This window comes from Pseudomonas sp. ANT_H12B (genome assembly GCF_008369325.1).
Taxonomy (GTDB): domain Bacteria; phylum Pseudomonadota; class Gammaproteobacteria; order Pseudomonadales; family Pseudomonadaceae; genus Aquipseudomonas.
Genome location: NZ_VOBI01000008.1, coordinates 142155 through 157297, shown reverse-complemented (window position 1 = coordinate 157297; position 15143 = coordinate 142155). Strand labels below are relative to the sequence as shown.

Below are 15143 nucleotides of genomic sequence, written 5' to 3'. Positions count from 1 at the left end.
CCCATTTCGTTGCCCGACTGTCCGAGAACACCCCATGCAGCTCTCTTCGCTCACTGCGGTTTCCCCTGTTGACGGCCGCTACGCCGGCAAAACCCAGGCCCTGCGCCCAATTTTCAGCGAATACGGCCTGATCCGTGCTCGCGTTCTGGTTGAAGTGCGCTGGCTCCAGCGCCTGGCCGCTCACCCAGGCATCAGCGAAGTGCCGGCGTTCTCTGCCGAAGCCAACGCGGTGCTGAACACGCTGGCGGAAAACTTCGCTCTGGAGCACGCCGAGCGTGTCAAAGAGATCGAGCGCACCACCAACCACGACGTAAAAGCCATCGAATACCTGCTCAAAGAGCAAGCGGCCAAGCTGCCGGAACTGGCCAAGGTCAGCGAGTTCATCCACTTTGCCTGCACCAGCGAGGACATCAACAACCTGTCCCACGCCCTGATGCTGCGCGAAGGCCGTGATGACGTGATGCTGCCGCTGATGCGCCAGACTGCCGAAGCCATCCGCGAACTGGCGATCCGTTTCGCTGACGTACCCATGCTGTCGCGCACCCACGGTCAACCGGCCTCGCCGACCACCCTGGGCAAAGAGCTGGCGAACGTGGTTTACCGCCTGGAGCGTCAAATCGCTCAAGTCGCGGCCGTTCCGCTGCTGGGCAAGATCAACGGTGCTGTTGGCAACTACAACGCACACCTGTCGGCATACCCTGAGATCGACTGGGAAGCCAACGCCCGCGCCTTCATCGAAGACGAGCTAGGCCTGGGCTTCAACCCGTACACCACGCAGATCGAACCGCACGACTACATCGCCGAGCTGTTCGACGCGATCGCGCGCTTCAACACCATCCTGATCGACTTCGACCGCGACATCTGGGGTTACATCTCCCTGGGTTATTTCAAGCAGCGCACCATTGCTGGCGAAATCGGTTCGTCGACCATGCCGCACAAGGTCAACCCGATCGACTTCGAAAACTCCGAAGGCAACCTGGGCATCGCCAACGCACTGTTCCAGCACCTGGCAAGCAAGCTGCCGATCTCCCGCTGGCAGCGTGACCTGACCGACTCCACCGTACTGCGCAACCTCGGTGTCGGCTTCGCCCACAGCGTGATCGCGTACGAAGCGAGCCTCAAAGGCATCAGCAAACTGGAGCTCAACGCTCAGAAGATCGCTGCTGACCTGGACGCCTGCTGGGAAGTATTGGCCGAGCCGATCCAGACTGTCATGCGTCGCTACAACATCGAAAACCCGTACGAAAAGCTGAAAGAGCTGACCCGTGGCAAGGGCATCAGCCCTGAAGCACTGCAAACTTTCATCGACGGCCTGGACATGCCAGCCGCCGCCAAGGCCGAGCTGAAATTGCTCACCCCGGCGAACTACATCGGCAACGCCGTGGCACAAGCCAAACGCATCTGATCGACCGCTTTACCCGTTTGAGACGCCCGGCAGCGCCGGGCGTTTTTATTCCCGTCTGAAAAGTGCTTTTTTTCAATAGGTTACACATGAATCCTGACATTCCTCTTCAACTTCTGGGCGGCATCACGGCGCGCGAATTCCTGCGCGACTACTGGCAGAAAAAACCTCTGCTGATCCGCCAGGCCATTCCTGATTTCGAAAGCCCGATCGATGCCGACGAACTGGCCGGCCTGGCGTTGGAAGAAGAAGTCGAATCGCGCCTGATCATCGAGCACGGCGAGCGCCCTTGGGAATTGCGCCGCGGCCCGTTCGCCGAAGATGAATTCAGCAAATTGCCGGAACGCGAGTGGACCCTGCTGGTTCAAGCCGTCGACCAATTCGTCCCGGAAGTCAGTGAACTGCTGGAGCATTTCCGCTTCCTGCCGAGCTGGCGCATCGACGACGTGATGATCAGCTTCGCCGCCCCAGGTGGCAGCGTCGGTCCGCACTTCGACAACTACGACGTGTTCCTGCTGCAAGGCCACGGCAAGCGCAACTGGAAAATCGGCCAGATGTGCGACTCCGAAAGTCCGATTTTGCAACACGCTGACCTGCGTATCCTAGCCGACTTCGAAGCCACCGATGAGTGGGTTCTGGAGCCGGGCGATATGCTGTACCTACCACCACGCCTGGCCCATTGCGGCGTGGCCGTCGAGGATTGCATGACTTATTCCGTTGGTTTCCGCGCACCGAGCGCCGCTGAAGTACTGACTCACTTCACCGACTTCCTCAGCCAGTTCCTGCCGGACGAAGAGCGTTATACCGACGCCGACGCCCTGCCTGCGGTCGATCCGCATCAGATCCAGTATGACGCCCTTGATCGATTGAAAAGCCTGCTGGCCGAGCACATGAGCGACGAGCGCCTGCTGCTGACCTGGTTCGGCCAGTTCATGACCGAGCCGCGCTACCCGGAACTCGTGGTTGGCCCGGAAGAAGTGGAAGAAGAGGACTTGCTCGCCAGTCTGGAGCAAGGAGCGGTCCTTATCCGCAACCCGAGCGCGCGCCTGGCCTGGTCGGAAGTCGACGACGACCTGCTGCTGTTCGCCAGCGGTCAGAGCCGTTACCTGCCGGGTAAACTGCGTGAACTGCTGAAAATGATTTGCGCTGCCGACGCTCTGCACACCGACAACCTTGGCGACTGGCTGAGCGACGAAGACGGTCGCGGCCTGCTGTGTGAACTGGTCAAGCAAGGAAGCCTGGGGTTTGCTGATGAATAAAATCCACGTTCGTGTCGCAGACTGGCAAAAGGACAACGCCGAGATCCGGCGCATTCGTGAGACGGTGTTCATCGCCGAGCAATCCGTTCCACCTGAGCTGGAATGGGATGCTGATGACGCAACTGCGGTGCATTTTCTGGCCTTTGAAGGCGACTTTCCGATTGGCACCGCCCGCCTGCTGCCTGATGGCCACGTCGGCCGGGTATCGGTGCTGAAAGACTGGCGCGGCTTGAAAGTCGGCGATGCGCTGATGCAAGCGGTGATCGGTGAAGCCGAAAAGCGCGGACTGAAACAGCAAATGTTGAGCGCACAGGTACAGGCCACGGCGTTCTATGAGCGCCTGGGCTTCAGCCTGGTCAGTGAGGAATTCCTGGAAGCAGGCATTCCGCATGTGGATATGGTGCGGCATTCGGCTTGAGTCTCTGCCACCGATCATTCCCACGCGGAGCGTGGGAATGATCACGCAAAAACGCCCCGCCATCCTCGGATGCCGGGGCGTTTTGCTGTCTACGACTCAACTTGCCCCACCCCGGGCCGACAAACTGGCAATATCAAGGTATTAGAAGCCGGAGATAACGGATATGTCCCTACGCACCCTGCTCACCACGCTGTTGCTGACCTGCAGTTTTTCGGTCATGGCCGCCACCGAGATCGTGCCCCTGAACTACCACACCAGTGCCGACATGCTGCCCATGGCGCAAGATTTCATCGGTAAGGAGGGCCAGGTCAGCGCCTATGGCAATCAGCTGATAGTCAACGCAGATCAGCGCAAAATTGACGAACTTAAGGCTTTAATCGCCCAACTTGATACCCAACCCAAACGCCTGTTGATCACTGTCGACACCAACGAAAACAACTTCCAGGGCGATCAGGGTTATTCGGTAAATGGCGCCAAACCGAGCCAGACTCGCATCATCAATCGCAGTACCGACAGCCGTGACGGCGGGATTCAGCAGATCCAGGCCAGCGAAGGTGCGCCGGCGCTGATCCAGGTCGGCCAGAGTGTCCCGCTTACCAGCACCCAGACTGACTCCTACGGCGATCTGCGCAGCCAGACCGAATACCGCAATGTCACCCAGGGTTTCTATGTCACCGCCAGCGTCACCGGTGAGATCGTTCACTTGGCGATCAGCACCAATCGTGACCGCATGAGCCAGGAACGTCCCGATGTAGTGAATGTGCAAAGTACCGACACAACCGTCACGGGGCGCCTCGGCGAATGGATTACCCTGGCAGGCGTGAATCGCCAGACTCAGGCCGACAAACAGGGCCAGACCCGCAGCCACTCGACTCAGGGCCGGGATGATATGACCCTGCGAGTGAAAGTCGATACTTTGGACTAAACCACCAAAAACTGACTGATTAGTCGTATTAGACCAAAGATGTAGTGGCGCAAAAAAAGCACTACAAAACGTTTGACGATACAAAAAAGCGAAGGCATGATGGCCTCGCTCCCGCTAATCAGGGGCCCTGGCAAGGGCCTTCGAGGCGCCGTTCGCACCTACCCCGCGAGCCGCTTCGTGTCTGTACCGCCCACAAGGTGTGTTTGACGAGGTTGCCGACTGGAACGAAGTTGTCCCGAGGGACGGAAGCGTAATTAGGTAACCCGGCTCCACTCTGAAGTTCGCACCAAGGCCCACGACGCCCGAATGCGCTCGCCAGTTCGCCCTTACCTGCTCACTTCCCCTCGAGCCCATCGTTCATCCCGTCGCCATCCCCGCCGAATCCGACTTGACCACCTAAGCTTCTGGTCAGCGAGCAGCCTTTTACGCCTTCTAACCATGCGTACTTGGCAGGAGCAGGAATTTTCCACCCCAGACCTATGCGACGAGGTTTATCTCCATGGCACTGACACGCGAACAGCAAATTGCAGCCCTCGAAAAAGATTGGGCTGAAAACCCGCGCTGGAAAGGCGTGACACGCGCTTACTCCGCTGCTGACGTCGTCCGCCTGCGTGGCTCGGTTCAACCTGAGCACACCTTTGCAAAATTGGGCGCCGAGAAGCTTTGGAACCTGGTGACCCAGGGCGCCAAGCCATCCTTCCGTCCTGAGAAAGATTTCGTCAACTGCATGGGCGCCCTGACCGGCGGCCAGGCTGTACAACAAGTTAAAGCCGGTATCCAGGCAATCTACCTGTCGGGCTGGCAAGTCGCTGCGGACAACAACTCCGCAGAATCGATGTACCCGGACCAGTCGCTGTACCCGGTGGATTCGGTTCCAACCGTGGTCAAGCGCATCAACAACTCGTTCCGTCGCGCTGACCAGATCCAGTGGAAAGCCGGCAAAGGCCCGGGCGACGAAGGTTACATCGACTACTTCGCGCCGATCGTGGCTGATGCTGAAGCCGGTTTCGGCGGCGTACTGAACGCTTACGAGCTGATGAAGAGCATGATCGAAGCAGGCGCCGCCGGCGTTCACTTCGAAGACCAACTGGCCTCCGTGAAAAAATGCGGCCACATGGGCGGCAAGGTACTGGTTCCTACCCAGGAAGCCGTGCAGAAACTGACCGCTGCCCGTCTGGCGGCTGACGTTGCCGGTACGCCGACCATCATCCTGGCTCGTACCGACGCTAACGCGGCTGACCTGCTGACTTCCGACTGCGATCCGTACGACCAGCCATTCGTGACTGGCGAACGCACCCAGGAAGGCTTCTACAAAGTGCGTGCCGGTCTCGACCAGGCGATCTCTCGCGGCCTGGCTTACGCGCCGTACGCCGACCTGATCTGGTGCGAAACCGCCAAGCCGGATCTGGACGAAGCTCGTCGCTTCGCTGAAGCGATCAAAAAGGAATACCCGGACCAACTGCTGTCGTACAACTGCTCGCCTTCCTTCAACTGGAAGAAAAACCTGGACGACGCGACCATCGCCAAATTCCAGCGCGAACTGTCTGCCATGGGTTACAAGCACCAGTTCATCACCCTGGCCGGCATTCACAACATGTGGCACAGCATGTTCAACCTGGCGCACGACTACGCCCGCAACGACATGACTGCCTACGTGAAGCTGCAAGAGCAAGAGTTCGCTGACGCCGCCAAGGGTTACACCTTCGTGGCACACCAGCAGGAAGTGGGCACCGGCTACTTCGACGACATGACCACTGTGATTCAAGGTGGTTCGTCTTCGGTAACCGCGCTGACCGGTTCGACCGAAGAAGAACAGTTCCACTGATCTGATTCAGCTGAGCAAACGGCCGTAGCGGACCGAATAGAAAGCTAACCGCAACGTCGCATAACTGACGCCCCGACTGGTTCGGGGCGTTTTTTTTTGCCCGGGATTTAACAACCACCGCCGAACCCCGTGGGAGTGGGCTTGCCCACGATGGCGGCCTGCCAGTCACATCTGCGGCGTCTGACACACCGTTATCGCGGGCAAGCCCGGCTCCCACAGGGGATGTGCGCACCCGAAAATCGTGCGCAAAATCATTGACCCAGAGCATTTTTCCGATCAGGAGAAGAAGGTAAAATGACCCTACCCACAACTTGCAGTAACGTGCATATAAGACAACTTCCCAACGCTCGCCCTGTTAAACAGTTTAAAAACCGCTCCAAACAATATTGATTATCATTTGGCGACAACTATGTTCGTTACATTCCCTACAAAACATAATTGATGAAAAACTGGCTAATGCCCGCAACGCATGGGCTGCGACGCCTTGGAGGCACGCTATGTCCTTATTCCATTAAATAATTTCGCTATCTGAATTTTACTTGCACGGTGTTGTGCCATAAAATCAGCGGGATTGATTGCTGCGACATATCGTCACTGCTTTGTTTCTTTTCAAGCTCAGAGACCTTTGCTCTCTGTTAAGGATTACCAGCATGCCCGAAGCGACAGGACTCATGGCCCACAACTGGGGCTTTGCCATTTTCCTTCTGGGCGTCGTCGGCCTTTGCGCCTTCATGCTTGGCGTCTCAAGCCTCCTCGGGTCAAAAGCCTGGGGCCGCAGCAAAAACGAACCGTTCGAGTCCGGCATGCTACCTACAGGTGGTGCCCGCTTGCGGCTCTCAGCCAAATTCTATCTGGTCGCGATGCTCTTCGTGATCTTCGATATCGAAGCCCTCTTTCTCTTTGCCTGGTCTGTGTCCGTCCGCGAAAGCGGCTGGACCGGATTCGTCGAAGCTCTCGTTTTCATAGCAATTCTGTTGGCAGGTCTTGTCTACCTGTTCCGAGTGGGCGCCCTTGACTGGGCTCCGGAAGCTCGTCGCAAGCGGCAGGCGAAGCTGAAACAATGAGGCTTTGGCAATGCAATACAATCTCACCAGGATCGACCCCGATGCTCCTAACGAGCAGTATCCGATTGGCGAGCGGGAAACCGTTTCCGATCCGTTAGAAGATCAAGTCCACAAAAACATTTTCATGGGCAAGCTCGAAGACGTGCTTAACGGCACGATCAACTGGGGGCGCAAGAACTCCCTGTGGCCGTATAACTTCGGCCTTTCGTGCTGTTATGTGGAAATGACTACCGCCTTCACGGCGCCCCACGACATCGCGCGCTTTGGCGCCGAGGTTATCCGGGCATCGCCGCGCCAGGCGGATTTCATGGTTATCGCCGGTACCTGCTTCATCAAGATGGCGCCGATCATTCAGCGTCTCTACGAGCAAATGCTCGAACCTAAATGGGTTATCTCCATGGGTTCGTGCGCCAACTCCGGTGGCATGTACGACATCTACTCCGTCGTTCAAGGGGTGGACAAGTTCCTGCCCGTGGACGTCTACGTGCCTGGCTGCCCGCCCCGTCCTGAAGCTTTCCTGCAAGGCTTGATGCTCTTGCAAGAGTCGATTGGACAGGAGCGTCGTCCGCTTTCCTGGGTCGTCGGCGATCAAGGCGTGTACCGCGCCGAGATGCCTTCGCAAAAGGAACAGCGCCGCGAACAGCGAATCGCAGTCACCAACCTGCGCAGCCCCGACGAAGTCTGATCCAGATCTGCTTCTTTTATAGAACGAGAAACTGGCTTCATTCTTTACGTTGACCGAAAGCGATAAATAACCATGACTACAGGCAGTGCTCTGTACATCCCGCCTTATAAGGCAGACGACCAGGATGTGGTCGTCGAACTGAACAACCGTTTTGGCCCCGAGGCGTTCATCGCCCAGCCTACCCGCACCGGCATGCCGGTGCTTTGGGTTGCCCGCGCCAAACTCGTCGAAGTCCTGACCTTCCTGCGCAACCTGCCCAAGCCGTACGTCATGCTCTATGACCTGCACGGCGTGGACGAGCGTCTGCGCACCAAGCGTCAAGGGCTGCCAAGCGGCGCCGACTTCACTGTGTTCTATCACTTGATGTCGATCGAACGTAATAGTGACGTAATGATCAAGGTCGCCTTGTCCGAGAGCGACCTTAGCGTGCCGACCGTTACCGGTATCTGGCCGAACGCCAACTGGTACGAGCGTGAAGTGTGGGACATGTACGGCATCAACTTTGCCGGCCACCCGCACCTGACACGCATCATGATGCCGCCGACCTGGGAAGGTCACCCGCTGCGCAAGGACTTCCCGGCCCGTGCCACCGAGTTCGACCCGTTCAGCCTGACGCTGGCCAAGCAACAGCTTGAGGAAGAAGCCGCGCGCTTCAAGCCTGAAGACTGGGGCATGAAGCGTTCCGGTGCGAACGAGGACTACATGTTCCTCAACCTCGGTCCTAACCACCCTTCCGCGCACGGTGCGTTCCGCATCATTCTGCAGCTGGACGGTGAAGAGATCGTCGATTGCGTGCCGGACGTCGGTTACCACCACCGTGGTGCCGAGAAGATGGCCGAGCGTCAGTCCTGGCACAGTTTCATTCCGTACACCGACCGTATCGACTACCTCGGCGGCGTGATGAACAACCTGCCGTACGTGCTCTCGGTCGAGAAGCTGGCCGGCATCAAGGTGCCCGAGAAAGTCGACGTCATCCGCATCATGATGGCCGAGTTCTTTCGGATCACCAGCCACCTGCTGTTCCTGGGCACCTACATCCAGGACGTCGGCGCCATGACCCCGGTGTTCTTCACGTTCACCGACCGTCAGAAGGCGTACACGGTGATCGAAGCCATTACCGGCTTCCGTCTGCACCCGGCCTGGTACCGCATCGGCGGCGTCGCTCACGACCTGCCGCGCGGCTGGGAAAAACTGGTGAAAGACTTCATCGACTGGATGCCAAAGCGTCTGGACGAATACCAGAAAGCCGCACTGGACAACAGCATCCTGCGTGGCCGGACCATCGGCGTCGCCGCCTACAACACCAAAGAAGCCCTGGAATGGGGCGTCACCGGTTCCGGCTTGCGTTCGACCGGTTGCGATTTCGACCTGCGCAAGGCTCGTCCGTACTCCGGTTACGAGAACTTCGAATTCGAAGTACCGCTGGCGGCCAATGGCGATGCCTACGACCGTTGCATCGTGCGTGTCGAAGAAATGCGCCAGAGCTTGAAGATTATCGAGCAGTGCATGCGCAACATGCCGGAAGGCCCGTACAAGGCGGATCATCCGCTGACCACGCCGCCGCCGAAAGAGCGCACCCTGCAGCACATCGAGACCCTGATCACGCACTTCCTGCAAGTTTCGTGGGGCCCGGTCATGCCGGCCAACGAATCCTTCCAGATGATCGAAGCGACCAAGGGCATCAACAGTTATTACCTGACGAGCGATGGCGGCACCATGAGCTACCGCACCCGGATTCGCACCCCAAGTTTCCCGCACCTGCAGCAGATCCCTTCGGTGATCAAAGGCAGCATGGTCGCGGACTTGATTGCGTACCTGGGTAGTATCGATTTCGTTATGGCCGACGTGGACCGCTAAGCATGAACAGCACGCTTATCCAGACAGATCGTTTCACCCTGAGTGAAACCGAGCGCTCGGCCATTGAGCACGAGCTGCATCACTACGAAGACCCGCGCGCGGCGTCGATCGAAGCCCTGAAGATCGTCCAGAAGGAACGTGGCTGGGTGCCTGATGGCGCGCTCTACGCCATCGGCGAGATCCTCGGCATCCCGGCCAGCGACGTTGAAGGCGTGGCGACGTTCTATAGCCAGATCTTCCGTCAGCCGGTCGGCCGTCACATCATTCGCGTCTGCGACAGCATGGTCTGCTACATCGGCGGCCATGAATCGGTGGTCAGCGAAATCCAGAGCAATCTGGGCATCGGCCTGGGTCAGACCACCGCCGACGGTCGTTTCACCCTGCTGCCGGTCTGCTGCCTCGGCAACTGCGACAAGGCGCCGGCGTTGATGATCGACGACGACACTTTCGGTGATGTGCAGCCTGCCGGCGTTGCCAAATTGCTCGAGGGCTACGTATGACCCTGACTTCCTTCGGTCCTGCCAACCGCATCAAGCGGTCGGCCGAGACTCATCCGCTGACCTGGCGCCTGCGAGACGACGGCGAGGCTGTGTGGCTCGACGAGTACCAAGCCAAGAACGGTTACGCTGCGGCGCGCAAGGCCTTTGCCGACATGGCTCAGGACGACATCGTCCAGACCGTGAAAGACGCCGGCCTTAAAGGTCGCGGCGGTGCAGGCTTCCCCACGGGTGTTAAGTGGGGCCTGATGCCCAAAGACGAATCCATCAACATCCGCTACCTGCTGTGCAACGCGGACGAGATGGAACCGAACACCTGGAAAGACCGCATGCTGATGGAGCAACTGCCCCATCTGTTGATCGAAGGCATGCTGATCAGTGCCCGCGCGCTGAAAACCTACCGTGGCTACATCTTCCTGCGTGGCGAATACACCACCGCCGCCAAGCACCTGAACCGTGCCGTGGAAGAAGCCAAGGCAGCCGGCTTGCTGGGTAAAAACATCCTGGGCAGCGGCTTCGATTTCGAGCTGTTAGTCCACACCGGGGCCGGGCGTTACATCTGCGGTGAAGAAACCGCACTGATCAACTCCCTCGAAGGTCGCCGCGCCAACCCGCGTTCCAAACCGCCCTTCCCTGCCGCCGTTGGCGTGTGGGGCAAGCCGACGTGCGTGAACAACGTTGAAACCCTGTGCAACGTGCCGGCAATCATTGCCGACGGCGTGGACTGGTACAAATCGTTGGCTCGTGAAGGCAGTGAAGACATGGGCACCAAGCTCATGGGCTTCTCCGGCAAGGTCAAGAACCCGGGTCTGTGGGAATTGCCATTCGGCGTCACCGGTCGCGAGTTGTTCGAAGACTACGCCGGCGGCATGCGCGACGGTTACAAGCTCAAATGCTGGCAGCCAGGCGGCGCCGGTACCGGTTTCCTGTTGCCGGAACACCTGGACGCACAAATGTACGCCGGCGGCATCGCCAAAGTGGGCACCCGTATGGGTACCGGCCTGGCCATGGCGGTGGACGACAGCGTCAACATGGTGGCCCTGCTGCGCAACATGGAAGAGTTCTTCTCCCGTGAATCCTGTGGCTTCTGCACGCCGTGCCGTGATGGTCTGCCGTGGAGCGTCAAGCTCTTGATGGCGCTCGAGCATGGCGAAGGGCAACCCGGCGACATCGAGACCCTGCTGGGTCTGGTCGGTTTCCTGGGCCCTGGCAAGACCTTCTGTGCTCACGCACCGGGTGCCGTAGAACCATTGGGCAGCGCAATCAAATACTTCCGCCATGAGTTCGAAGCCGGCATCGCGCCCACCAGCGCCGTCGTCCCGCCTCTGGCAAGGCCGATCGTAGTCGGCGCTTAACGCTTTAAAAAAGGCGAACGGTCCGTGCCGTTCGCTTTTCGTGCGATGACGCCTTTATCGGCTGTTTTGATTCGCGCGGATAACAAGATTCCATTAGCCACGCCCGCTGACACCGGGCCAACGAAGAACTTTGAACCATGGCCACTATCCACGTAGACGGCAAAGCGCTCGAAGTCGATGGGGCAGACAACCTGTTACAGGCATGTCTGTCGCTAGGCCTCGATATACCTTATTTCTGCTGGCACCCCGCCCTTGGCAGCGTTGGCGCTTGTCGCCAGTGCGCCGTCAAGCAGTACACCGACGAAAACGACAAGCGTGGTCGGATCGTCATGTCCTGCATGACGCCCGCCACCGACGGCAGCTGGATCTCCATCGATGACGAAGAAGCGAAAGTGTTTCGCGCCAGCGTCGTTGAATGGCTGATGACCAACCACCCTCACGACTGCCCGGTCTGTGAAGAAGGCGGTCACTGCCACCTGCAAGACATGACGGTGATGACCGGCCACAACGAGCGCCGTTATCGCTTCACCAAGCGTACCCACCAGAACCAGGATCTCGGCCCGTTCATCGGTCACGAAATGAACCGCTGCATCGCCTGCTATCGCTGCGTGCGCTTCTATAAGGACTACGCCGGCGGCACCGACCTCGGTGTGTTCGGCACCCACGACAACGTGTACTTCGGTCGCGTTGAAGACGGCACCCTGGAAAGCGAGTTCTCCGGCAACCTCACCGAGGTCTGCCCGACCGGTGTGTTCACCGACAAGACTCACTCCGAGCGCTACAACCGCAAGTGGGACATGCAGTTCTCGCCGAGCATCTGCCATGGCTGCTCCAGCGGTTGCAACATCTCCCCGGGCGAGCGTTACGGTGAACTGCGTCGTATCGAAAACCGTTTCAACGGTTCGGTAAACCAGTATTTCCTGTGCGACCGTGGCCGTTTCGGCTACGGCTACGTCAATCGCAAGGATCGCCCGCGTCAGGCATTGCTGGCTAACGGCGCCAAGCTGACCCTCGACGAAGCGCTGGATAAAGCCGCCGATCTGCTGCGCGGTCGCAACATCGTCGGTATCGGTTCGCCCCGTGCCAGCCTCGAAAGCAACTACGCGTTGCGCGAACTGGTCGGCGCCGAGCACTTCTATTCCGGTATCGAAGCCGCTGAGCTGGAACGCATTCGACTGGTCATGCAGGTGCTCAAAGACAGCCCGCTGCCGATCCCGAACATGCGCGACATCGAAGACCACGACGCCATCTTCGTCCTCGGTGAAGACCTGACCCAGACCGCTGCGCGCATGGCCCTGTCCCTGCGTCAATCGGTCAAAGGCAAGGCCGAAGACATGGCCGACGCCATGCGTGTTCAGCCTTGGCTCGACGCCGCCGTGAAGAACATCGGTCAGAACGCTCTGAACCCGCTGTTTATCGCAAGCCTGGCTGAAACCAAGCTCGACGACATCGCTGAAGAATGCGTTCACGCTGCGCCAGACGACCTGGCCCGCATCGGTTTCGCCGTGGCTCACGCCCTCGATGCCAGCGCACCTGCCGTAGAAGGTCTGGATGCTGAAGCTCTCGGGTTGGCCAAGCGCATTGCCGACGCCCTGCTCGCTGCCAAGCGTCCGCTGATCATTGCCGGTACCTCGTTGGGTTCCAAGGCGCTGATCGAAGCCGCGGCAAACATCGCCAAAGCCCTGAAGCTGCGTGAGAAGAACGGTTCCATCAGCCTGATCGTGCCAGAGGCCAACAGCCTCGGCCTGGCCATGCTCGGTGGCGATTCGGTCGATGCTGCGCTGCAAGCGGTGATCGACGGCAAGGCCGACGCCATCGTCGTGCTGGAAAACGATCTGTACACCCGTACCGACAAAGCCCGTGTCGATGCTGCCTTGAACGCCGCGAAAGTGCTGATCGTGGCGGACCATCAGAAGACCGCTACCAGCGATCGCGCGCACCTGGTTCTGCCAGCCGCCAGCTTCGCTGAAGGCGACGGTACGCTGGTCAGCCAGGAAGGTCGCGCCCAGCGCTTCTTCCAGGTCTTCGACCCGACTTACCTCGACGCAAGCATCATGGTTCACGAAGGCTGGCGCTGGCTGCATGCCCTGCGCGCCACCCTGTTGAACCAGCCGATCGACTGGACCCAACTGGACCACGTCACCGCTGCCTGTGCCGCCAGCACTCCACAACTGGCCGGTATCGTCAGCGCCGCACCGTCCGCCGCGTTCCGCATCAAGGGCCTGAAACTGGCTCGCGAACCGCTGCGTTACTCCGGTCGTACCGCGATGCGTGCCGATATCAGCGTGCACGAACCGCGTACTTCCCAGGACAACGACACCGCGTTCTCGTTCTCCATGGAAGGTTACTCGGGCTCGGTCGAACCGCGTCAGCAAGTGCCATTCGCCTGGTCGCCGGGCTGGAACTCGCCGCAAGCCTGGAACAAGTTCCAGGACGAAGTCGGTGGTCACATCCGCGCTGGCGACCCGGGCACCCGCCTGATCGAAAGCACCGGTGACTCGCTGAACTGGTTCGCCAGTGTTCCGCGTGCGTTCAACCCGGCTCCGGGCACCTGGCAGGTTGTGCCGTTCTTCCACCTGTTCGGCAGCGAAGAGAACTCTTCCAAAGCCGCGCCGGTTCAGGAACGCATCCCGGCCGCTTACGTGTCGCTGGCCAAATCCGAAGCCGACCGCCTGGGTGTCAATGACGGTGCCTTGCTGAGCTTGAACGTTGCTGGCCAGACCCTGCGTCTGCCGCTGCGTATCAATGAAGAGCTGGGTGCCGGTCTGGTCGCATTGCCGGCCGGTATCGCCGGCATTCCGCCAGCGATCTTTGGCAAATCCGTTGACGGTCTGCAGGAGGCAGCTCAATGACCTGGTTCACGCCTGAAGTGATTGACGTGATCATCGCGGTCGTCAAGGCCATCGTGATTCTGCTCGCCGTGGTGGTGTGCGGCGCGTTACTGAGCTGGGTCGAGCGTCGCCTGCTCGCCCTCTGGCAGGACCGTTACGGTCCGAACCGCGTCGGCCCGTTCGGCGCGTTCCAGATCGCGGCCGACATGATCAAGATGTTCTTCAAGGAAGACTGGACCCCGCCGTTCGCCGACAAGGTGATCTTCACCTTGGCACCGGTCGTGGCCATGAGCGCCTTGCTGATTGCCTTCGCGATCATCCCGATCACCCCGACCTGGGGGGTGGCGGACATCAACATCGGCATCCTGTTCTTCTTCGCCATGGCCGGCCTGTCGGTCTACGCGGTGCTGTTCGCCGGCTGGTCGAGTAACAACAAGTTCGCCCTGTTGGGCAGCTTGCGGGCCTCGGCACAAACCGTGTCGTACGAAGTGTTCATGGGCCTGTCGCTGATGGGCATCGTGATCCAGGTCGGCTCGTTCAACATGCGCGACATCGTTGAATACCAAGCGCAGAACCTGTGGTTCGTCATTCCGCAGATCTTCGGTTTCCTGACCTTCTTCATCGCTGGCGTCGCCGTGACTCACCGTCACCCGTTCGACCAGCCGGAAGCGGAACAGGAACTGGCCGACGGTTACCACATTGAATACGCCGGCATGAAATGGGGCATGTTCTTCGTCGGTGAGTACATCGGCATTGTGTTGATTTCGGCGCTGCTGGTGACCCTGTTCTTCGGTGGCTGGCACGGTCCGTTCGGCATTCTGCCGCAGATCCCGTTCATCTGGTTCGCGCTGAAAACCGCGTTCTTCATCATGCTCTTCATCCTGCTGCGCGCCTCGATTCCGCGCCCACGGTATGACCAAGTGATGGATTTCAGCTGGAAGTTCTGCCTGCCGCTGACCCTCGTCAACATGCTGGTGACCGCTGCGATCGTGTTGCTCAACACGCCCGCCGTCGCGGCTCAGTGA

At 59.4% G+C, this 15143-nt stretch carries 12 protein-coding genes; all 12 read left to right on the top strand.

Going from position 1 to position 15143, the window contains the following annotated elements; translation table 11 throughout:
• Positions 1–34 precede the first annotated feature (34 nt).
• The 12 genes from purB to nuoH all read left to right on the top strand — a co-directional run bounded on the left by purB (position 35) and on the right by nuoH (position 15143).
• Positions 35–1405 carry an adenylosuccinate lyase gene (gene purB / locus FQ185_RS14595; protein ID WP_149418019.1) on the top strand — a complete coding sequence of 457 codons (1371 nt, stop codon included), beginning with the start codon at positions 35–37 and terminating at the stop codon, positions 1403–1405.
• A gap of 86 nt (positions 1406–1491) precedes the next feature.
• A complete protein-coding gene (locus FQ185_RS14590; protein WP_149418018.1) occupies positions 1492–2661 on the top strand; it encodes a cupin domain-containing protein in 1170 nt (389 codons plus the stop codon).
• The gene (locus tag FQ185_RS14585) at positions 2654–3079 is read left to right on the top strand and encodes a GNAT family N-acetyltransferase (RefSeq protein WP_017339601.1); all 426 of its coding nucleotides are present in this window, start codon (positions 2654–2656) and stop codon (positions 3077–3079) included. The genes FQ185_RS14590 and FQ185_RS14585 overlap by 8 nt, the downstream gene beginning before the upstream one ends.
• Positions 3080–3242: 163 nt before the next feature.
• The gene (locus FQ185_RS14580; protein WP_149418017.1) at positions 3243–4004 is read left to right on the top strand and encodes a secretin N-terminal domain-containing protein; all 762 of its coding nucleotides are present in this window, start codon (positions 3243–3245) and stop codon (positions 4002–4004) included.
• A 499-nt stretch (positions 4005–4503) separates the two neighbouring features.
• On the top strand, positions 4504–5829 hold the full coding sequence (gene aceA / locus FQ185_RS14570) for an isocitrate lyase (RefSeq protein WP_149418015.1): 1326 nt from the start codon (positions 4504–4506) through the stop codon (positions 5827–5829).
• A 650-nt stretch (positions 5830–6479) separates the two neighbouring features.
• Complete coding sequence (locus FQ185_RS14565) at positions 6480–6893, top strand: NADH-quinone oxidoreductase subunit A (RefSeq protein ID WP_003223812.1); 414 nt, start codon at positions 6480–6482, stop codon at positions 6891–6893.
• Between the two features lie 10 nt (positions 6894–6903).
• On the top strand, positions 6904–7578 hold the full coding sequence (locus FQ185_RS14560) for an NADH-quinone oxidoreductase subunit B family protein (protein WP_008146035.1): 675 nt from the start codon (positions 6904–6906) through the stop codon (positions 7576–7578).
• Positions 7579–7650: 72 nt separating this feature from the next.
• Positions 7651–9435 (top strand): NADH-quinone oxidoreductase subunit C/D, encoded by a 1785-nt coding sequence (nuoC, locus tag FQ185_RS14555; protein ID WP_149418014.1) that lies wholly within the window; start codon positions 7651–7653, stop codon positions 9433–9435.
• 2 nt (positions 9436–9437) lie between these two features.
• Positions 9438–9935, top strand: coding sequence for an NADH-quinone oxidoreductase subunit NuoE (gene nuoE / locus FQ185_RS14550; RefSeq protein WP_007946422.1), 498 nt, complete (start codon positions 9438–9440; stop codon positions 9933–9935).
• Positions 9932–11287, top strand: coding sequence for an NADH-quinone oxidoreductase subunit NuoF (gene nuoF, locus FQ185_RS14545; protein WP_149418013.1), 1356 nt, complete (start codon positions 9932–9934; stop codon positions 11285–11287). Before nuoE ends, nuoF begins: the two co-directional genes overlap by 4 nt.
• A 137-nt stretch (positions 11288–11424) precedes the next feature.
• Positions 11425–14139: an NADH-quinone oxidoreductase subunit NuoG gene (nuoG, locus tag FQ185_RS14540; protein WP_149418012.1), complete on the top strand. Its 2715-nt coding sequence runs from the start codon at positions 11425–11427 to the stop codon at positions 14137–14139.
• Entirely contained in the window at positions 14136–15143 is a 1008-nt protein-coding gene (gene nuoH / locus FQ185_RS14535; protein ID WP_149418011.1) for an NADH-quinone oxidoreductase subunit NuoH, read from the top strand. The genes nuoG and nuoH overlap by 4 nt, the downstream gene beginning before the upstream one ends.